The following is an 18,397-nucleotide window of genomic DNA, read 5'->3' on the forward strand; positions in this document are numbered from 1 at the left end:
GGACAGGTGGCCGAGCGGTTGAAGGCGCACGCCTGGAAAGCGTGTATACGTCAAAAGCGTATCGGGGGTTCGAATCCCCCTCTGTCCGCCAAGAATTTCCGTGAAAGAACCCGCAAGCCGCGATGGCCTTGCGGGTTTTTTTACGTCCGTCAGCCGCGTTCTTGCCTGGATTCATATTTCGATCGGTTGCAACACGGTGACCCGTATTTCTGCCGGTTGCAACGGCTCCCCGCCTGGAAACGCCGCTCCTACACTCCGCCTGGATTCTTCAGTCTGGATAGGCGGCCCATCATGTTCGAGTGGTTTCAACGCAAGTTTTCGGCCTGGTCGCCGGAACATCGGCGCGTGGTGGCGCGCTTTCCCGGGGCGCAGGGGCGTGCGGAGCCGGATATTCGCCCCATGGCTACCGGCATGACGGTGGCTTTCTATACGAAGGACAGCGTCTACGAGGCCGAGAAGAACCGCCTGGTGCGCTCGGCCGAACGGCTGGGGCTGCCGGTGGATGCCGAGGCGATCGATTCCACCGGGTCGTGGGTGCGCAATGCGTCGATGAAGGCCGGGGTGCTGGTTGCGATGCGCAAGAAGCACGTCGGGCCGATGCTGTATGTGGACGTGGATGCGGTGTTTCACCGCGATCCGTGGCCGGCGCTGGCGGGGCTGGATTGCGACATCGGCGCGTACTTCGAGCCGGATGGGCATCTGCTGAGCGGCACGCTGTTCATCAACCATACGCCTGCCGCGGCCACGCTGCTGCAGGAATGGGCGGATGCCTGCGCGGTGTCGCCGGACGAGTGGGACCAGTTGGTGCTGGAACGCATTCTGGCTGACGATGCCGCGTCGGCTGCGCCGCGCTTTCGGCTGGGCATCCTGCCGGTGGCGTATTGCTGGGTTTTCGACAAGACCGACAACGCGCTGGGCGAATCGGTGTATATCGAGCACCTGCAAGCCAGTCGCGAGGCCAGGCAACAGAAGCGTGCGTTCGGCCGGGTGGGGCGTGCCGTCAGACGCCGCCGCGACCGGGTGCGTGCGATAGAGCGAATCCTGTTCGCTCAAAGCGACGCCCGCCAGGCGGTCAAACGCCCGAATACATGACACGGCCCGGGACGGGCATCGGTGCCCGCAGGATGGATCCGGACTCCGATTCGGTGATGTAAAGCGTTTTGCGGTCCGGGCCGCCGAAGGCGATGTTGGTCGTCAATGCCCCCGCTGGCGAATTGATGCGCAACATGGGTTCGCCGCGGTGGCTGAACAGCCAGACCGCGCCCAGGCCGACATGCGCCACGGCCAGATTGCCGTGCTCGTCGATCGCCAGGCCATCGGGCCCGCCTCCGCCGGACATCTGGATGAAGGTGCCGACTTTGGTCACGGCGCCCTCGCGGGTGAGCGGCACGCGCCAGATGGCGTTGGCCCGCGTGACCGCGACATAGAGAACCGATTCGCTCGGGTCCAGCACCAGACCGTTGGGGCTGGGGATGTTGTCCAACAGGCAGTCGACATGGCCGTCTGCCCTGCGTCGAAATACCCGGCCGGTCTGATCGTGCCAGCCGGTCAGTCCCTGATCGGTGAAATACAGATCGCCGTTGGACGCAAAGACCAGGTCGTTCACCGCCTTGAGCCGCTCGAGGTGGACCCGTTCGAGCACGGGCCTGGCCTCGCCGGTGTCGGGATCGAGCTGCATGATGCCGCGCGCGTAGTCCGCGATGAAGATGCGCCCGTCCCGGTGGATCTTCAGGCCGTTGGGCTCGCCGTCGTATTCGGCGATCAATTCGAACCGACCCTGTGCGTCGACCCGGAACACGCGACCCCAAGGGACATCCACGCAATACAAACGGCCTTGCGCATCGAAAGAGGGGCCCTCCAACAGGGAGTGCGGCGGCTGGTTGCCCGGTTGGTAGCGATGCCATTCGGACGTGCCTTCCGGCTTGCGGAAGGCGTCGGGCAGGCGGGCAAAGACTTCGGCTTGAATGGCGGGCGGTGCGGCGTACATGGTTTCCCGGTGGCAAGGAGTTGTCTGCGGGTGGGCGCCAACGCGCCCACCCGGGCGTTTCAGGAGATCCTGTCGGTGGTGCCGACAAACTCCAGGGGGCAATAGAAGCCCCCGTGAAACTCGGCGGCGATCGGGTCTTCCGCTATGCCCTGGGCGAGTATCTCCGCGGCGAATACCTCGGAGTCGTCTTGCGGTCGATAGCCAAGGAATTTCACGTTCGAGTTGTCCCAACGATTGCGCAGATTGTTCGATACGCCATAGACCACGACGAAGTGGTACGACTCGTGCTCGATGCAGCGGCGCGCCAGCTGTGCCATGTCCCGGTGACTGAGCCAGGTCAGGAGTTGGCGCGCTTCGCTGGGACGGTCGGGCGTGCGGAAGGTGCCGATGCGCAGGCAGGCAACCGACATGCCGTACTTGTCGGCATACATCCGGCCCAAGGCTTCGCCAAATACCTTTGACACGCCATAGAGCGAGTCGGGCCGGGGTTCGACGGTGTTGTCCAGGAATTTCTCCCGTCGATGGTAGCCCACGGCATGGTTCGAGCTGGCGAAGATGACGCGGGGCACGTTCTGGCGGCGAGCGGCCTCGAATACGCTGTAGCAGCCGTCGATATTCATCGGCAGGATCTTCTCCCAGGTGTCCACGCCCGGGATGCCGGCAAGATGAATGACGCAATCGATGCCTTCCATGCAACGCGCGATGGAGTCCATGTCGCGCACGTCGATTGTGCAGATTTCCTCGCCCGCTTGCGCGGGCTCCTGTTCAGCGATATCGGCCAGGCGCAGCAAGGCATAGCGGCCCCGCAGATGCGTGCGCAGGCATTTGCCGATGTTCCCGGCCGCGCCGGTGATCAGTACCCGCAGGTTGCTGGCGTTGGTGAAGCGATTCATGGGTCTTCCTGTCTGTTGCGGGGCGGTGCGGTCATGGGTCATTTGTTGGCTTTGGCCTTGGCGGCAATCACGGCGTCGTACAGTGCCTGGCCGTTGGGCGCATCACCCACCAGTTTCTTCACGACCGGCCGGGTGGCCAGCACCAGGGAGTCGAGGTCGCTCGGGTAGACCACCGTGACGCCCTTTTCCGTCATGGTCTTCATCCCTTCGTCATAGACCTTCTGGTAATAGTCGCGGGCATAGGCCATCGCTTCATCGGCGGCCTCTTTCACCATTTTCCGCTCGCTGTCGGAGAGGGAGTCCCAGCGCGTCTTGGACATGATCAGCAGCGCCGGATGGATATTGATGTGGGTCATGTTGAAGTACTTGGACACTTCGATGAACTTGTCGGACACGAATTGGTCCGGCGTGGTCTCGCCGCCGTCGATGACCTTCTGCTGCAGTGCCAGGTACAGCTCGGAATACGCCATCGGGGTCGCCTGCGCGCCCAGGGTCTTGTAGCTTTCGACATATCCCGGCGACTGGATGACGCGAATCTTCATGCCCTTGAGGTCGCCGGCGGAATTGACGGCCCGGTTGCCGAAGACATTGCGTTCGATGGCGGAAAACCAGCCCAGCCCGACCAGGCCATACTTGGGAAGGATGTCGAGGAATTTGTCGCCGACCGGCCCGGCCAGGATTTCATTGGCCTGCTGCACGCTGTCAAACAGAAATGGCGTGTCGAAGACCAGGAATTCCTTCACCACATTGTTCAGGGCCGGCTGGCCGGTGACGAACAGATCCGTAGCGCCAGCGACGGCGCCCTGGATCATCGTGAGCTCACCGCCCAACTGCGAATGAGGAAACACCGTAATGCTGATCTTGCCGTTTGATTTTTCTTTGAGGATGTCGGCAAATTTCTGCGTGCCGACGTGAAACGGGCTGTCCGTGGTCAGCGTGTGCCCGACCTCCATGTTCAACGCGTGGGAGGGGGCCGACAGCAGCAACAGGCTGGCGGCTCCGACGCCGATGATCTTCTTGAGAATGCGCATTTCTTGTCTCCTCGGTGATTTCTGGATCTGGTTTTTTTTCACTTGATACTGGGCCGCAGCCCGGCGCCGCCCGCTAGAGAAACGCCGTGCTGAGGCTGGGTACGTACGAGATGATGAGGATGTCCACGATCAGGACCGCCAGGAAGACGACGAGGTAGCGAGCCAATTGATGCATCTTCAATTGGGCCACCTCGCACACCACGAACAGATTCACCCCCACCGGCGGCGTTACCATGCCGACGGCGAGATTGGTGATGACGATCATGCCGAAATGGATGGGATCGATGCCGAACGTCACGCTGATCGGAGCCAGGATCGGCACAATGATCAGGATCGCCGCCAACGCTTCGATGAACATGCCGACGATGAACAGCATGCCGTTCACCAGCAGCAGGAATACGATGGGATTGGTGGTCACCGATCCGAGCATGGCAGCGACGCGTTGCGGAACCTGGTTGATGGTCAGCAGATAGGCAAAGACCGCGGCGAAGGCGACGATCAGCAATATGATCGCGGACATCACCGCGGCCCGTCCGAAGATTCCGAGCAGGTTCCTGAGCGTGATTTCCTTGTAGACGAACATCCCCAGCGCCAGGCCATAGAGCACCGCGACGCAGGATGCTTCGGTGGGGGTGAACAGGCCGCCATAGATGCCGCCAAGAATGATGATCGGCATCATCAAGGCCAGCATGGCGTCCCGCAACGCCACCAGCACGCCTTTGGTCCAATCCTTCAGGCTCAGCACCCGCACCTCGTCAAAGCCCTGGATGCTGGCAATCACGCAAACCGTCAGGATCAGCGACAGGGCGATCAGCAGGCCGGGGAGTATGCCCGCGATGAACAGCGCGCCGACCGAGACATTGGCCGTCAGCGCATAGACCACCATGGGAATGGAAGGGGGAATGATGGCCCCCAGCTCGCCGGACGACGCCGCAATCGACGCGGCGAAGGATCGCGGATAGCCCTTTTTCTCCATTTCAGGAATCAGCACGGAGCCGATCGCGGCGGTTGTCGCCGACGATGATCCGGACACGGTGGCGAACAACAGGGATGTCAGGACCGCAACGGCGCCCAGGCCGCCCCGAATCCAGCCGACGAAGGCGTTGGCCAGCTGGACCAGCCTGCGCGCGACGCCGCCTGACTGCATGAGATGACCGGCGAGGATGAAGAACGGCACGGCCATCAGGCTGAATGAGTCCAGCGACTGGAAGGCCATCTGCACTACGATGAGCAGCGACCGGTCCCCCGATTGCAGTGCCATGGCGGCGGACAGGCCCAGCGCCGTCATGATCGGCGCGCCGATCAGCATGATCAGAAAGAACGACAAGCCAAGTACCAGAATCATATTGCCCCCTCGACGCTGTTCTTTATTTCCATCGCTTCTTCCATTTCCGCGGATTCGCGCTGGGGCGTGTCCACCTTCAACAGCTCTTTTGCCGCATTCGTGAGGGTGTTCGCACACATGAGCAGGCAGCCGATGGCCATCAATGAATAGACATAGGCCATCGGCATTTCCATGGCGGGCGACCATTGCTTCAGGCCCAGCTCGATCAGCCGGACGGACTTCCAGACCAGCAGGACCGCCAGCGCCAGGGTCAGGACATGGGATAGCAGCCGCAGCCAACGGGCAAGCCGCTCGGGGACCAGGCTGGCGAAGACATCGACCCCGATCAGGCGCAGGTGATAGGCGGCAACCGCACCACCGATGAAGACGCTTCCGACCATCAGGTAGCGCGCGAGCTCTTCTGCCCAGGGCGCGGACAGGGGGATGCCGGTGTAGGTAGAGAGAATCCGGGCAAAGACGGAAACCGAAATGGCGACGATCATGCCGAGAAGAAAAAGTCCGGCACACTTTTCCGCGGCATTGTTGATGGAATCCATGGCCCGTTGCAGCGCCAGGAACTTTCTATGAGAGGCGCAATGTCCGTTCATGGCGCCTCCCGGTGCGTGGTGTCTCGCTTCATCAAATCTCCCCTTGGTCCTTGGTAGGAATCTGCATTGCAGATTTGAATGATTGGTTTCTTGTTTTGGGTGCCGGGCTTGCGTGCTATCGGGGGCTCGTGGCGGCCTCTTCGTCCGACAGAATTCGTGCGGCCTTCAGGAGTGCCGTCTCATATCGCTTTTGTTCAAGCGCCACCTGCTCGGGCGTCCATTGATAGAAGCCGCGTAGCGTGGGCGATTTGACGCCGATATCGCCGTTGGCGACCAGTTCGCGCATGTAGGCGCTGGGTTGCTGGTCTGTGCGCAGATACGGATACATCGTCGTGGCGGCCGCGCAATGGATGTCGATGCCGGCCAGGTCTTTTTGCAGCAGCGGGCCGGCCGCGATGTAGCGGAACCCGAACCCATAGCGCACGGCGGCGTCCACGTCTTGCGCCGAGGCGAAACCTTCTTCGACCAGGGCGATCGCCTCGCGCATCAAGGCATGCTGAATGCGATTGGCGAGAAAGCCAGGAATATCGCGCTTGACCCGGATCGGCTTTTTGCCGACCGCTCTCATGATGGCGCTGACGTGATCGGCGGTCGACGCCAGCGACACCGCGCTGCAGACCACCTCTACCGCCGGCACCAGATGAGCCGGCATGAAAAAGTGCAGCCCAAGCATTCGATGCTGCGTCGCCAAGCCCTTTGCGATCTGGCTTATCGGAAAGCTCGATGAATTGCTGGTCAAAGGAATGGATGCCGGACACAGTGCTTCGAGTTCGGCAAACAGCGCCTGCTTGAGGGCGAGGTTCTCGAATATGCACTCGATGACGATCTCGACGCCGGCCCAGTCGACATCGGCCAACGCGCCATGAATGGCAAGCGAAGATCGGTGTCCGTCCGCGCCCAGTGCCTGGGCGGCCGCGCCTACCCTGTCAAGCAGGCCAAGCCGCGCCGAGGCTTCCGATTCGACCACGTCGACGCGCCACCCCGCCACATTGAACATGGCGGCGACCGCGCATCCCATGGTTCCGCCGCCCACTACCACTACCTTGTTGATGCTGCTCATCTTTTTTCCCGGTTAGAGGCCTGGTCAAGTGCCGCATCACAATTTACTCAGGTGGTTGCGATTGGTAAAATTCAAATAAACGAATAGAGTTTTCAAAAATATCAATAGCTCGTCTATTGCTGCATCGAAAAAAAAGGGGAGCGGTAATGCTGGGCGATCTGAAGCAGTTGCGTGCCTTCCTTGCGATCGCCCGTCTGGGGAACTTCACCCGGGCTGCGTACGAGCTGAACATCTCTCAGTCAGCGCTGACCATCCAGATTCAGCAACTCGAAACCCACCTGCGCACGCAACTGTTCGATCGCAATCGCAGAAGCGTGACGCTGACGCCGCAAGGCCAGGAGCTGTTCCCCCGAATCGAACGCCTGGTCGGTGAAATCGAAGACCTGGTCACCCATGCCCGAGAGGCAAACGATCCGGACCGCGGTACGGTGACCGTGGCGGCCTTGCCGTCGGTGGCGGCGGGCCTGTTGCCCCGCGCCATCCATCGCTTGAATCGAGACTATCCGCGCATCACGGTCCGCATCCGGGACACCGTGGCCGCTCGCCTGACCTACATGATCCGAAACGGAGAGGTGGATCTGGGCGTGGGCAGCCCGGTCAAACGCGACCAGGAGCTGGTCTGGGAAAAATTGATGACCGACCGTTTTTACGCCTTCGTCGCGCCGGACTTCCCGTGGACGAAACGCGGTTCGGTGACGCTGAAGGACCTGGCCGGCCCGCCGCTCATCCTGCCCGTCAGGGAAAGCAGTATCCGCATGCACATCGAGGCCGCGGCCGACAAGAACAAGATCTCGCTGCCCGCGGCCTACGAGGCGGTCTATAACTCGACCATCATGGCGATGGCGGCCCAGGGCCTCGGGGTGGCCGTTCTTTCCGAACTGGTCGTGCGGGGAGGTGACACGAGCCGGTTGCGGCGCATTTCGATCGAGAATCCTTCGCTGTCTCGATTCATCGGTATCTTGCGGCGGTCGGGGCGCTCGTTGTCCCGGCCGGCCGAGCTGTTCATCGATGCCCTGCGGGAAGTCGCCAGCGCGGATTGAGGGTCAGCCTCGACGGGGAATCCTTGCCGCATTCAGGGCTTTTGTGCGCCACCGTGCCGCTTTGGTCTACGCTGGACGCCTGATCTCCGGAGATTTCCATGTCCAAAGTCACTATCGATTTCGTGTCCGACGTTGCCTGCCCCTGGTGTGCGGTGGGCCTGGGCGGCCTGCTGACCGCGATGGAGCGGGTGAAAGGCGAGGCCGACGTCGAGCTGCGGTTCCGGCCGTTCGAGTTGAATCCCGACATGCCCAAGGGCGGGCAGAACACCATCGAGCGCCTGATGGCCAAGTATGGCTACGATCGCGAGCAGGTGCAGGCCAACCGCAAGGTCATCACCGAGCGTGCGGCGGCGGTCGGCATGCGCATGCGCATGGCCGAGGACAACCGCTCGTTCAATACCTTCGACGCCCATCGCCTGCTGCACTGGGCTGGATTGCAGGGCCAGGCCAGCCAGACGGCGCTGAAGAAGCGCCTGCTGGAAACCTATCACTACGACAACCAGGACACGGCGGAAGCCGACGTGCTGGCGCGCGCGGCCGCGGATGCGGGGCTGGACGAAACCGAGGCCCGCGAGGTGCTGGCCTCGGGCCGTTATGCCGACGAGGTGCGCAAGGAAGAGGCCGAATGGCGCGACCGCGGCATCACCTCGGTGCCGTCGGTGATCCTGAACGGCAAGTACCTGGTGTCGGGCGGACAGCCGGCGGACGTGTTCGAGCAGGCGTTGCGGCAAGTGGCGCAAGAGGGCTGACGTCGGGGCGGTCCGGCCCGGGTCCTGCGTACGCGTTACGCATCACCTGTCGAAGAGAAGCGGGGCCGCCCAGAGCGGCCCTGTTCTTTTATCCCTTCACGATCGGCCCGACGTCCAGCACGTACATCTGGCGTTCGCCTTCGTGCACCGAGTCGATGCAGACTTGCGTGCCGTCACGGCTCCAGCGCGGGTGCAGGTCGCAGCGGTTTTCCTTGGACAGCGTGGGGTCGGCGTAGAAGCTGCCCAGGTCGTGGCGCCGGCCCGTCTGCATGTCGTACAGGAACAGGATGCGTTCGTGCGTGACGGGGTCGGGATAGGTGTCGCTGAGCAGCCAGCGGGTGTCGACGGGCGAGAAGGTCATGTGGCCGTTCTCGGTCAGTACGCCATCGCCCACCACCTGCACTGCGCCGCCGGGGGCGTCTTCATAGAGGTGGTAGTGGATGCTGCCGTCGTGCGGACCCCAGACAATGATCGAGCGGTCGTCGCGCCAGAGCGGATGCGAGATCTGGTATTCGGACTTTTCGTAGTCGAAGGTGCCGACGGCGTTGGGGTCGAAGTCGTCGGCCAGTTGCGGCAGCGGGTGGTCGGAACATTCCAGAAGGCGCATGTCGCTGCCGTCCGGGTTCATGGTGATGAGCCGGTGCAGGAAGCAGGTTTCGTCCTTGACGCGTTCGGTCCAGCGGTGCAGGAACAGGATGCGGGTGGACGACGGGTTGACCTCGATGTGGCTGACCCAATGGATGGCGCGTTGCATCGAGGTGCGCGGGTGAAAGGCGGCCAGGTCCGCGTAGCTGACCAGCAGGCGGTGTTCGCCGCTGTCCAGGTCCAGCGTGTGGATGCCGTCGTCGGCGGGCGCATTGGCAACGGGGCCGGGCGCATGCTCGCTGTAGCCGATAGTCTGATGGGTGATGTACAGGCGCCGGTAGTCCACGCACAGCGCGTAGCGGCTGCTGGGCGCGGCGACGTAGATGGGCAGCGGCAGGGTGCGGGTTTCGCCGGTGACGATGTTGTGCACGGCCGAGCGGAAACCGGAATAGAAACCGCTGTCGTCGTCGCGCCGGCAGTTGTAGATCAGTTGCGGTTCGGCCTTGCCGTCCAGCCATTGCAGCTGGCAGCCCATCTGCCAGTTCCACGCCGTGGTGGCGCCGACGGGGTGGTAGCGCTCGCCATCCTGCAGGTCGAAGTAGCCGACCTCGGCGCGCAGCGCGGGCGTCAGCACGGCGTCTTTGACCGGCGTGCGGTTGGCCAGCAGATAGCGGCCGCCGCGGTGCCAGACGGTCTTGTTGTAGTAGCCGAAGAAGTGGTGGCCCGGCGCGGCCCCCAGGCGGCGGCAGGGGATGTCGGATTGCGTCATGCGAATCATCAATCGTAAAGAGGGAAAGGATCAGCCTGCGCTGATGTGCTCGGTTTCGATGACCTTGTTCCAGCGGGCGCGCTCGCGTTCGACGAATTCGCGCGCTTCGGTGGGGCTGTTGCCCACGGGCGTCATGCCCAGGCGTTCGAGACCGGCCCGAAACGCGGGGTCGGCGTAGACGCGGCGCAGGTCGGCGCTGATCTTCTGGATCAGGGCGTCGGGCACGTCCTTGCTGGCGGCCAGCGTAGTCCATGAGGTGACCGTCAGGCCGGGCAGGCCGGCCTCGGCGGCGGTGGGCACGTTGGGCAGGGCGGGCGAACGGGTGGCGCCGGTGATGGCCAGGGCACGGAGCTTGCCGGTCTGGATGTAGCCGATGGTGGTGGGCACGTTCTCGAACAGCAGCTGGATCTGGCCGCCGAGCAGGTCGTTGGTGGCCGCCGAGCTGCCGCGGTACGGAATGTGCACGATCGGCGCCTGGGCCGCCATCTTGTACAGTTCGCCTACCATATGCACCGACGAGCCCACGCCGGCCGAGCCGAAGTGGACGGTGTCCGGATTGGCGCGGGCCAGGGCGGTCAGTTCGCCCAGGGTGTTGGCCGACAGTTCCGGGTTGGCGACCACCACGTGCGGCATTTCGGCGACGATGGTGATCAGTTTCAGATCCTCGGCGGGGCGGTAGTTCAGGGTCTTGTAGACGCCGTAGGTGGCGTGCAGGCCGATGGAGCCGAGCAACAGGGTGTAGCCATCGGGCCCGGAGTCGGCCACGTATTTGCCGCCGATGTGGCCACCGGCGCCGGGGCGGTTTTCCACCACGACGGATTGGCCGTAGAGTTTGCCCAGGTGTTCGGCCAGCAGGCGCCCCTGGATGTCCGAGCTGCCGCCGGCGGTGAAGGGCACGATGATCCGTAACGGACGGTCCGGATAATTGGCTTGGGCTTGGGCGGCAAACGGCAGGGCGGCGCCGGCCAGGGTCAGGCAAAGGGCTTGCAGGACGCGGCGGCGCCAGGGACGGCATGCATTCATGGTGTTTCCCTACAGCGGTTGGATTTCAAGGGCGGTGCTGGAGCACGGCACCTTGGGAGCCACGAGTGTAGGAGTCGCCAAGTATTTGAAAAAATTCTTTTTTAGGCATAGGCTATGCAGATTTGCCATACCCTGTGAGCCCATGAGCCGACCGCTGAATTTCCGTCAGATCGAAGCCTTCCACGCGGTAATGCTGACCGGCACCACGACCGGCGCCGCGCAGATGCTGCGCACCACGCAACCGTCGATCAGCCGGCTGCTGTCGCAGGCGCAGCAGGCCAGCGGCCTGAAGCTGTTCGATATGGAGCGCGGCCGGCTGCGGCCCACGCGCGAGGCGAAGGACCTGTTCGATACCGTCAAGCGGCATTTCGTCGGCCTGGAACGCATCGAAGACCGCGTGGCCGCCATGCGCCGCAGCGGCAGCGGCGTGCTGCGGCTGGCGTGCACGCCAGCGCTGGGCCTGGGCATGCTGCCGGGCGCGGTCGAGGAATTCGCTCAGCGCTACCCCGACGTGCACATCAACATGCAGACCGTGGGCAGCCAGTATCTGCGTGAAGGGCTGCTGCACGGCACCTACGACGTGGTGGTGACGACGGTGCCGCTGGAAGGCGCGCACCTGTCCTTGACCAGCCTGCACGAAAGCGCGGCGGTGTGCGTGATGCGGCCGGACCATCCGCTGGCCGAACTGGCGTCCATCGGCATTGCCGACCTGAACGAGCGCCGGCTGCTGGTGCTGAACGCCGACGATGACGTCTACCTGCAATTGCGGGGCGCGATGCTGGCGCACCAGGTGCAGCCGGTGTCCGAGATCGAAACCACGTATTCGTCGACGATCTGCGCGCTGGCCGCGGCGGGCACGGGGCTGGGCATCGTCAACCCGTACATCGCGGACGTGTTCTCGCAGCAGTTGGCGATACGGCCTTTCAAACCCAGGTTGCCGGTGCGGGTGTGCATGGCGTATCCAGCGCAGACGGCGCCGTCGGTGGTGACGGAAGCGTTCGTCGGTATCCTGACGCGGCGCTTCCAGGGCGTGGCGGAATTTGCCTGACGCCCTGTCGCAGGGAACGCGGGGCGGCATGGCGGTTACCAAGCAGGGGGCGGGCGCGGTTCGCGCCCGGCGCGCACGGCGCACAAGAACAAGGAGACGGCAGTGACGGTGGCGGGGCAGACGCTGGGGCTGGAAATGGAGATGGCGGTGGCGCACCGCGCGACCGGCGCGAGCCACCCCGTGGCCGGCTATTTCGATGCGCTGGCCGCCATCAAGGCAGCGCGTGGCGAGGCGCCGGAGCGGGTGTGCATCGGCACGCGGGCGGTGGGGGTATCGGTCGCGGCTGGCGAAAGCGGCTTGGACAACGGCTTCAATCTGCTCGAGACCGCGTTTGCGCCGGTGGCCGATGCCGAAGGCGGCCTGAACGAGCTGGCGCGGCGCGTATCGCGCGAGCTGCACGACGCCAGCACGGCGCTGGCCGCCGAAGACGCGATGGTGCTGAACGCCTCCGAGCATCCGCAATGCACGCTGGACCCGTCCTGGTATGCCTCGGTGCACGTGCCGCGGCCGATCTACCGCGAACTGGTGGGCCACCGTGAATGGCTGCACCGCGTGGGCATCGACGCGAAGGCGCAGAACAGCCCGTGCACGTCGGTGCAGGTGTCGCAGGCGGCGCGCGCGTTGAACGTGGTGCTGGCGCTGGCGCCGGCCGGCATCGCGATCTTCGCGAACAGCCCGCTGGAAGGCGGCCGCGTCACCGGCCTGAAGGAAAACCGGCTGACGGTCTGGGACCGCATGTTCCGCCATGCACGCTATGCGGGCGACCATTACCTGCAACGCTTGCCCGAACGGCCGTTCGTGGACCTGGGCGATTATTTCCGCTGGATGTTCGCGCCGGGCACCGCCAGCCGCTACCTGCCGCTGGCGATGGACGACGGCTACAAGTCGGCCACGGGCGTGCGCCTGGCGGGTTCGCCGTCGCTGTCCGAATTCCTGGCGTCGGGCGGTTGGCCGGGCCGGCGCACGGATACCGGCGAGGCCGTGACGATTGCGCCCGAAGGCGGCCATTTCGAATATTCGCAGTTTGCGCATTTCCTTGACGCGCGCTGGCGCTATCGCCTGGCCGAGCCGCCCTCGCTGGAGGCGCTGCGCGCGGCCTGGCGGCGGCCCGGCGGCATTGAAGAACTCTACGCAGGCCTGGGGGCCAGCGGCTACATCGAAGGCCGTGGCCCGGGGGCGGGTTTTGCCGACGCGCAGTTGATCGATGAGGCCGGCCCGGCCATTGCCGCGACGCTGGTGATGGCGCCGTCGGCCTTGCAACTGGGCCTGATGCGCAATCTGGCGCAGGCTGAAGACCTGTTGCGATCGTGGGGCTGGCTGCGGCTGCGCGCCATGCGCGCCGACGCGATGCGCGATGCCCTGGACGACGATGCCGTGCGGGCCTTGGCTGGCGAGGTGTTGGCGGTGGCAGAAGGCGGCCTGGCGCCGGACGAACGGCACTGGCTGGCGTATGCGCGCTACGCGATCGAGTCGCGCAGCACGGGCGCGGACCGTCTGCTGCGGCTCTGGCGCGGCCTGGAAGGGGATGCGCAGCGCCTGGCCAAGGTCGGCCGGCAACGCGCGGCCGTGCCGCTCTGAACGGCGGTGTGGATGTCGGGCCGGGCCGCGGTGGCCACGAGCGCGGCCCGGCCCGTCGGTTACGTTGCGGGGCTTGGGCGGGGTGGGCAACGAATGCCATAATGCCGGCTCGTTCATCTCCCGCATGCCGGGCCGCCCAGGCGGTGCCCGGCCTTGCAGAACCTCAATCGTGTCAGATCCCCATTTCGCCCGGATACTCTCCGAACTCGGCATTGCGCTGGGCATTCCCGCCTTGGCGCCGGCCGATGGCGGCCTGTGTCAGTTGGCGTTCGACGGGCGCCACCTGGTGCAGTTGATGCTGCACGGGGCGCGCGGGCAAGTGCTGCTGTCGTGCGCGGTGGCGGGGGGCAAGATGGATGGCGCCCAGGCGCTGCACGCGGCGCAAAGCAATTTCCTGCAGGCCGGCGGCGGCGTGGTGGCCTGCGCGGCCCCCGATGGACGCCTGCATCTGCAACTGGGCGTGCCGCGCGAACAGTGCGGCGCGCCGGCGTTGCTGGCCGCCATCGACGCGCTGCTGGGCCAGGTCGAGGCCTGGGAAAAACGCAGCGCGCGCGCCGAACCCGACGTCAACGCGCTGCGGCGCGATCCCGCCTTCATGATGCGGTCGGTCTAGCCGGCCGCCCCACACCCTGGATGCCAGGGCCTTAGCTGGCCTTCTGGATCACGCCCTTGAGCGAATCCGCGATCTGCTTGGTGATCGTGCTCTGGATTTCGATCAGCATGGTCCATTGCTGGACCTGCTGCTGCATCTTCAGCATGTCCGCCTGCGACACGCTGCCGTCGGCGTTGGTGCGCATGTTCGACAGCGTCGTCTGCAGATTGCTTTCCTGCGAGCGGATGCTGTCGTAGATGGTGTTGTTCACGCTGTTGAAATTCAGGCCGGACGAGCCGGTCAAACCGTTCAGTGCCATGGTGCGTCTCCTAGCGGGTCAAGGGAGAGAAGGCCGGCGCCGCCGGGGCGTCGGCCTGGGGGTCAAGCGCAATCTCTGCCAGCACCTCGCGCGCGGCGGCGGCCGCTTGCGCGACGGCCTGGCATTGCTGGAACGCCACCGGCACCAGGCCGGAATCGAGTCGCGTGCGCGCGGATTGTTCCAGCGTGGCAAGCTGCTGCATCAGGCTGGCGCGCAGGTCTGCGCCACCGGGGGCGGCCAGGCGTTGTTCCAGTTCGGTGAGGGCGGTCGAGGCGTTCATGCGGGCGAGGGGGGGTGTCAACGGGTGACGATGGCCGAGCGGGGGCCTTCGAAGATGATGCGGGTGTTCTCCACGGAGATCAGGCGGTACTTGCGGTAGACGCCGCCCACCAGGAGCTTACTGCCATCTTCCAGCACCACAAAGGGCTGGGGGCCGCCCACTACGCTGCGGATCACGAACGGCACGCTGTCGGCGGCCGGTGCGGCGCTGGCGGCGGCCAGCCTGGCCACGCCCAGGTAATGCTTGTTGAAGTCGTCCACCAGTTCCTGCAACCGCGATTGCTGGTCGTCGTCCAGCGCGCCGGGCGCGATTTCCAGGTGATCGGGTTTCCAGGCCAATGTCACGCCCGACAGGCCGGCGTCGACCAGTTGACTGGACAGCGTGTCGCTCAGTTGCTGCGTCAGCGCGATGTCGTTGCCCAGCACCGTCATGCCGGGCAGTTGCGCCCGCAGCGCATCCAGGGCGGAGGCGCGTTCGCGGGCGCTGCTGGCGATGCCGGCGATGTTCAGGCGGCCATCGCCTTCGTAGCGCGGCTCGTAGCGCACGTTGAAGGCGCGCAGCGCGCCGCGGGCCGTGCGCACGACCTCGTCTTCGTTGCTGACGCGCATGGCCGGCATTGGCCAGATCTGCGACAAGGCCGAAGCCACCGCGTCCTGTTCGGCGGCGTTGCGCACCCAGCCCGAGACCGTCACCGTGCCGTCGCGCGACATCGACACGTGCAGCCGCGAGGCCAGGCCCATGCGGTCGAACACGGCGGAAATCTGGCCCACCGATTTTTCCGCGGCGGCCAGGCGCGGGTCGACCTGCGGCGCGCGGGTGGCGGTGGACGTGGGCATCAGCGCCAGGCCGATGGCCACGAGTATGGTCAGCACCACGGCAGCCAGGCCCAGCACCATGGGCCACGAATCGCGTTTGCGGCGCCGCCCTTGCGTGGGCGGCAGGGGCAGGCGCTGTTCCAGTTGGCGATCCTCGTCGTTGGGGGCGGCCGACGGGGATGGCGTGGCGTCGGTGGCCGACACCGCGGCGGCGGCCAGGCCCGCCGCCGGTTCCGCTGCCGGCGCCACGGCATCGTTGGCGGCGTCCGGCACGTTGGCCCAGGGGTCGCCGCGTCGCGCCACGGTGATCCACACCGGACCCAGCGGTACCGGGCGATTGAAGGGCGTGCCGGGCGGGGCATCGGCTTGCGCGCCGGCCTGGCCGTCGTCCACCGCCAGGTCCCAGCCGCCCGCGCCGATGCGCACGCGTGCGGCGCGCGGGCCCATGCCGTCGTCGGCCAGCACGATGTCGCAGGCCGGGTCGGCGCCCAGCACCGAGCCGTCTTCGACCAGGCAGCGGGCGTCGCGGTGCAGCCCGGACAGGACCCGCAGTTCCAGCGCTTCGCTCATGTCGGGGCTCCGGTTGCGCGCAGGGTCACAGGTCCACCCGGGCCAGCGGCTGCACGTTGATTTCCTGCGTCAGTTCCTGGTAGGACAGCACCGGCAGCTCGTACAGGTCCTGCTCGATCATCTTGCGCAGGTAGCGGCGAATGTCCATCGACGTCAGCAGCACGGGTTTCTGCGCCGCGGCCGTCAGATCGCCGGTGGCGCGCTTGATGTTGTCGACCAGCTTCTTCGAAGCGCCCGGGTCCAGGGCCAGGTAGCTGCCGGCCGAGGTCTGGCGGATGGCGCCGCGCACGGTTTCTTCGACGTTCGGCGCCAGCAGGTAGGCGGGCAGGATGTTCTGGCCGCTGGAATATTTGTAGCTGATGTGGCGCTTGAGCGAGACCCGCACGTATTCGGTCAGCAGCACCGAATCCTTTTCCTTCTGGCCCCATTCGATCAGCGCTTCCAGCACGGCGCGCAGGTTGCGCACCGAGATGTCTTCGGACACCAGCCGCTGCAGGATCTCGGCGATCTTCTGCACTGGCATCACGCGCAGCGCCTCCTTGACCAGGTCGGGGAAGCGGTCTTCCATCGCGGTCAGCAGGAAGCGGGTTTCCTGGATGCCGATGAAGTCCGACGAATACTTCTTCAGCACGAAGGCCAGGTGCCAGGTCAGCACCTGGTGCGGGTCCAGGAACGGAATGCCGGCCGCGGACAAGGTGGGCGCCAGCGCGGCGTCGACCCAAAGAGTGGGGATGTTGGGCAGGAAGCGCTTGTCGGTGTCGTACGGCACTTGCAGCGCCTGCAGGTTCTGCTCGGTGTCGCGCACCAGCACCGCGCCGGGCCGCAGCTTGCCTTGCGACACCGGCACTTCGGACAGGAGGATGTTGTAGGTGTCCGGCGCCAGCGCGTCGTTGAAGCGCAGCTGGATGCCGGGGAACGGCACGCCCAGGTCGAAATACAGCGCGCGGCGGATCTTGAGCAGTTCGTCGTTCAGCTCGTCGGCATTGAAGCTGCGTTGCAGCGCGGCGGCCACGTCGATCATCAGCGGCAGGGTCGGCGCGAATTCGGCGCTGCCATCGGCCCGCGGCTTGGCCTGGGGCTTCTGGCCGTCGGCGGCCAGGGCGGGGATTTCGGTGATCTCGCCGGTCTTTTCGTCCACCACTTTGCGGGTGCCCCGTAGCAGCACGAAGCCGATGGTGCCCACCACGGCGGCCAGCGCCAGGAAGGTCAGGGTGGGCATGCCGGGGATCAGGCCCATGCCGATGGCGATGGCGGCGGCGATCAGCAGCGCGCGCGGCTGCGCCAGCACCTGCGCGCCGATGTCCTTGCCGACGTTGGAGGGGCCGTCGCCGGTCTGCACGCGGGTCACGATGATGCCGGCGCAGATGGCGATGAACAGCGCCGGGATCTGCGCGATCAGGCCGTCGCCGATGGTCAGGATGGAATACACCTGCACCGCTTCGCCGGCGGTCAGGCCGCGCTGCATGGTGCCGATCAGAATGCCGCCCAGCAGGTTGACCGCTACGATGATCAGCCCGGCGATGGCGTCGCCCTTGACGAACTTCATCGCGCCGTCCATGGCGCCGTACAGCTGGCTTTCCTTTTCCACCACCGAGCGGCGCTTGCGGGCCTCGTCCATGTCGATGGTGCCGGCGCGCAGGTCGGCGTCGATCGACATCTGCTTGCCCGGCATGGCGTCCAGCGAGAAGCGCGCCGCCACTTCGGCCACCCGCTCGGCGCCCTTGGTGATGACGACGAACTGCACGATGGTGAGGATGAGGAACACCACCAGGCCCACGATCAGGTTGCCGCCCACCACGAAGTTGCCGAAGGTCTCGATGATGTGGCCGGCATCGCCCTGCAGCAGGATCAGGCGGGTGGTGGCGATGGAGATGCCCAGCCGGAACAGCGTGGTGACCAGCAGCACCGACGGAAACGACGAGAACGCCAGCGGCGACGGCAGGTACATGGCCACCATCAGCAGGATCGCCGACAGCGTCATGTTGGCGCCGATCAGCACGTCGACCAGGGTGGTGGGCAACGGCAGGATCATCATGAAGATGATCGAGACGATCAAGATCGCCAGGACGATATCGTTGCGGCTGGTGGCGACGGCGACGGCGCGGTTCAGGGCTTGCATGGGGCGG

18 protein-coding genes and 1 tRNA gene are annotated in these 18,397 nt (G+C 65.3%); 7 read left to right on the top strand and 12 right to left on the bottom strand.

Features of this window, described 5'->3' with window-relative positions; genetic code table 11:
- Positions 1 to 91, top strand: a tRNA-Ser gene (locus tag ACUDP5_RS03195).
- A 200-nt stretch (positions 92 to 291) separates the two neighbouring features.
- Positions 292 to 1,092: a putative nucleotide-diphospho-sugar transferase gene (locus tag ACUDP5_RS03200; RefSeq protein ID WP_445658144.1), complete on the top strand. Its 801-nt coding sequence runs from the start codon at positions 292 to 294 to the stop codon at positions 1,090 to 1,092.
- Here ACUDP5_RS03200 and ACUDP5_RS03205 read toward each other — a convergent pair.
- The 6 genes from ACUDP5_RS03205 to ACUDP5_RS03230 all read right to left on the bottom strand — a co-directional run bounded on the left by ACUDP5_RS03205 (position 1,073) and on the right by ACUDP5_RS03230 (position 6,903).
- The gene (locus ACUDP5_RS03205; RefSeq protein WP_445658145.1) at positions 1,073 to 1,987 is read right to left on the bottom strand and encodes an SMP-30/gluconolactonase/LRE family protein; all 915 of its coding nucleotides are present in this window, start codon (positions 1,985 to 1,987) and stop codon (positions 1,073 to 1,075) included. The two genes, ACUDP5_RS03200 and ACUDP5_RS03205, sit on opposite strands and share 20 nt — an antisense overlap.
- Positions 1,988 to 2,046: 59 nt before the next feature.
- Positions 2,047 to 2,880: an NAD-dependent epimerase/dehydratase family protein gene (locus tag ACUDP5_RS03210; protein ID WP_445658146.1), complete on the bottom strand. Its 834-nt coding sequence runs from the start codon at positions 2,878 to 2,880 to the stop codon at positions 2,047 to 2,049.
- Positions 2,881 to 2,918: 38 nt separating this feature from the next.
- Positions 2,919 to 3,911, bottom strand: a complete 993-nt coding sequence (locus tag ACUDP5_RS03215) for a TRAP transporter substrate-binding protein (RefSeq protein ID WP_263914246.1) — start codon at positions 3,909 to 3,911, stop codon at positions 2,919 to 2,921.
- 73 nt (positions 3,912 to 3,984) lie between these two features.
- Entirely contained in the window at positions 3,985 to 5,238 is a 1,254-nt protein-coding gene (locus tag ACUDP5_RS03220; RefSeq protein ID WP_445658147.1) for a TRAP transporter large permease, read from the bottom strand.
- Positions 5,239 to 5,252: 14 nt separating this feature from the next.
- Entirely contained in the window at positions 5,253 to 5,792 is a 540-nt protein-coding gene (locus ACUDP5_RS03225; RefSeq protein ID WP_263914243.1) for a TRAP transporter small permease, read from the bottom strand.
- Between the two features lie 166 nt (positions 5,793 to 5,958).
- The gene (locus ACUDP5_RS03230; protein ID WP_445658148.1) at positions 5,959 to 6,903 is read right to left on the bottom strand and encodes a 3-hydroxyacyl-CoA dehydrogenase family protein; all 945 of its coding nucleotides are present in this window, start codon (positions 6,901 to 6,903) and stop codon (positions 5,959 to 5,961) included.
- 146 nt (positions 6,904 to 7,049) lie between these two features.
- Between ACUDP5_RS03230 and ACUDP5_RS03235 the strand changes: the two genes are divergently transcribed.
- Positions 7,050 to 7,943 carry a LysR family transcriptional regulator gene (locus tag ACUDP5_RS03235; RefSeq protein WP_263914240.1) on the top strand — a complete coding sequence of 298 codons (894 nt, stop codon included), beginning with the start codon at positions 7,050 to 7,052 and terminating at the stop codon, positions 7,941 to 7,943.
- A 98-nt stretch (positions 7,944 to 8,041) separates the two neighbouring features.
- Positions 8,042 to 8,692 (top strand): DsbA family oxidoreductase, encoded by a 651-nt coding sequence (locus ACUDP5_RS03240; protein WP_445658149.1) that lies wholly within the window; start codon positions 8,042 to 8,044, stop codon positions 8,690 to 8,692.
- Between the two features lie 88 nt (positions 8,693 to 8,780).
- Here ACUDP5_RS03240 and ACUDP5_RS03245 read toward each other — a convergent pair whose 3' ends face one another.
- Positions 8,781 to 10,046 carry a hypothetical protein gene (locus ACUDP5_RS03245; protein ID WP_445658150.1) on the bottom strand — a complete coding sequence of 422 codons (1,266 nt, stop codon included), beginning with the start codon at positions 10,044 to 10,046 and terminating at the stop codon, positions 8,781 to 8,783.
- A gap of 30 nt (positions 10,047 to 10,076) precedes the next feature.
- Complete coding sequence (locus ACUDP5_RS03250; RefSeq protein WP_445658151.1) at positions 10,077 to 11,069, bottom strand: Bug family tripartite tricarboxylate transporter substrate binding protein; 993 nt, start codon at positions 11,067 to 11,069, stop codon at positions 10,077 to 10,079.
- Between the two features lie 142 nt (positions 11,070 to 11,211).
- On the opposite strand from ACUDP5_RS03250, the gene ACUDP5_RS03255 reads away from it, so the two are divergent.
- The 3 genes from ACUDP5_RS03255 (at position 11,212) to ACUDP5_RS03265 (ending at position 14,308) form a co-directional block, all read left to right on the top strand.
- Positions 11,212 to 12,117 carry a LysR substrate-binding domain-containing protein gene (locus ACUDP5_RS03255; protein ID WP_263914235.1) on the top strand — a complete coding sequence of 302 codons (906 nt, stop codon included), beginning with the start codon at positions 11,212 to 11,214 and terminating at the stop codon, positions 12,115 to 12,117.
- A 135-nt stretch (positions 12,118 to 12,252) separates the two neighbouring features.
- Entirely contained in the window at positions 12,253 to 13,695 is a 1,443-nt protein-coding gene (locus ACUDP5_RS03260; RefSeq protein ID WP_445659124.1) for a glutamate-cysteine ligase family protein, read from the top strand.
- 169 nt (positions 13,696 to 13,864) lie between these two features.
- A complete protein-coding gene (locus ACUDP5_RS03265; RefSeq protein WP_263914234.1) occupies positions 13,865 to 14,308 on the top strand; it encodes a type III secretion system chaperone in 444 nt (147 codons plus the stop codon).
- A 31-nt stretch (positions 14,309 to 14,339) separates the two neighbouring features.
- Here the strand turns inward: ACUDP5_RS03265 and ACUDP5_RS03270 are convergent, their stop codons facing one another.
- Genes ACUDP5_RS03270 through sctV form a run of 4 tightly spaced genes read right to left on the bottom strand, consistent with a single transcriptional unit; the run spans position 14,340 to position 18,390 of the window.
- A complete protein-coding gene (locus tag ACUDP5_RS03270; protein ID WP_025137564.1) occupies positions 14,340 to 14,606 on the bottom strand; it encodes an EscF/YscF/HrpA family type III secretion system needle major subunit in 267 nt (88 codons plus the stop codon).
- A gap of 10 nt (positions 14,607 to 14,616) precedes the next feature.
- The gene (locus ACUDP5_RS03275) at positions 14,617 to 14,886 is read right to left on the bottom strand and encodes a hypothetical protein (protein WP_445658152.1); all 270 of its coding nucleotides are present in this window, start codon (positions 14,884 to 14,886) and stop codon (positions 14,617 to 14,619) included.
- 17 nt (positions 14,887 to 14,903) lie between these two features.
- Positions 14,904 to 16,271 carry a type III secretion system inner membrane ring subunit SctD gene (gene sctD, locus ACUDP5_RS03280; RefSeq protein WP_445658153.1) on the bottom strand — a complete coding sequence of 456 codons (1,368 nt, stop codon included), beginning with the start codon at positions 16,269 to 16,271 and terminating at the stop codon, positions 14,904 to 14,906.
- A gap of 25 nt (positions 16,272 to 16,296) precedes the next feature.
- On the bottom strand, positions 16,297 to 18,390 hold the full coding sequence (gene sctV / locus ACUDP5_RS03285) for a type III secretion system export apparatus subunit SctV (protein ID WP_445658154.1): 2,094 nt from the start codon (positions 18,388 to 18,390) through the stop codon (positions 16,297 to 16,299).
- Positions 18,391 to 18,397: the final 7 nt, after the last annotated feature.

Source organism: Achromobacter sp. NCFB-sbj8-Ac1-l (assembly GCF_052695805.1).

Coding starts and splice junctions, on each gene's coding strand:
- ACUDP5_RS03200 (WP_445658144.1), top strand. CDS start 292: ATGTTCGAGTGGTTTCAACGCAAGTTTTCGGCCTGGTCGCCGGAACAT.
- ACUDP5_RS03205 (WP_445658145.1), bottom strand. CDS start 1,987: ATGTACGCCGCACCGCCCGCCATTCAAGCCGAAGTCTTTGCCCGCCTG.
- ACUDP5_RS03210 (WP_445658146.1), bottom strand. CDS start 2,880: ATGAATCGCTTCACCAACGCCAGCAACCTGCGGGTACTGATCACCGGC.
- ACUDP5_RS03215 (WP_263914246.1), bottom strand. CDS start 3,911: ATGCGCATTCTCAAGAAGATCATCGGCGTCGGAGCCGCCAGCCTGTTG.
- ACUDP5_RS03225 (WP_263914243.1), bottom strand. CDS start 5,792: ATGGATTCCATCAACAATGCCGCGGAAAAGTGTGCCGGACTTTTTCTT.
- ACUDP5_RS03230 (WP_445658148.1), bottom strand. CDS start 6,903: ATGAGCAGCATCAACAAGGTAGTGGTAGTGGGCGGCGGAACCATGGGA.
- ACUDP5_RS03235 (WP_263914240.1), top strand. CDS start 7,050: ATGCTGGGCGATCTGAAGCAGTTGCGTGCCTTCCTTGCGATCGCCCGT.
- ACUDP5_RS03240 (WP_445658149.1), top strand. CDS start 8,042: ATGTCCAAAGTCACTATCGATTTCGTGTCCGACGTTGCCTGCCCCTGG.
- ACUDP5_RS03245 (WP_445658150.1), bottom strand. CDS start 10,046: ATGACGCAATCCGACATCCCCTGCCGCCGCCTGGGGGCCGCGCCGGGC.
- ACUDP5_RS03250 (WP_445658151.1), bottom strand. CDS start 11,069: ATGAATGCATGCCGTCCCTGGCGCCGCCGCGTCCTGCAAGCCCTTTGC.
- ACUDP5_RS03255 (WP_263914235.1), top strand. CDS start 11,212: ATGAGCCGACCGCTGAATTTCCGTCAGATCGAAGCCTTCCACGCGGTA.
- ACUDP5_RS03260 (WP_445659124.1), top strand. CDS start 12,253: ATGGAGATGGCGGTGGCGCACCGCGCGACCGGCGCGAGCCACCCCGTG.
- ACUDP5_RS03270 (WP_025137564.1), bottom strand. CDS start 14,606: ATGGCACTGAACGGTTTGACCGGCTCGTCCGGCCTGAATTTCAACAGC.
- ACUDP5_RS03275 (WP_445658152.1), bottom strand. CDS start 14,886: ATGAACGCCTCGACCGCCCTCACCGAACTGGAACAACGCCTGGCCGCC.
- sctD (WP_445658153.1), bottom strand. CDS start 16,271: ATGAGCGAAGCGCTGGAACTGCGGGTCCTGTCCGGGCTGCACCGCGAC.
- sctV (WP_445658154.1), bottom strand. CDS start 18,390: ATGCAAGCCCTGAACCGCGCCGTCGCCGTCGCCACCAGCCGCAACGAT.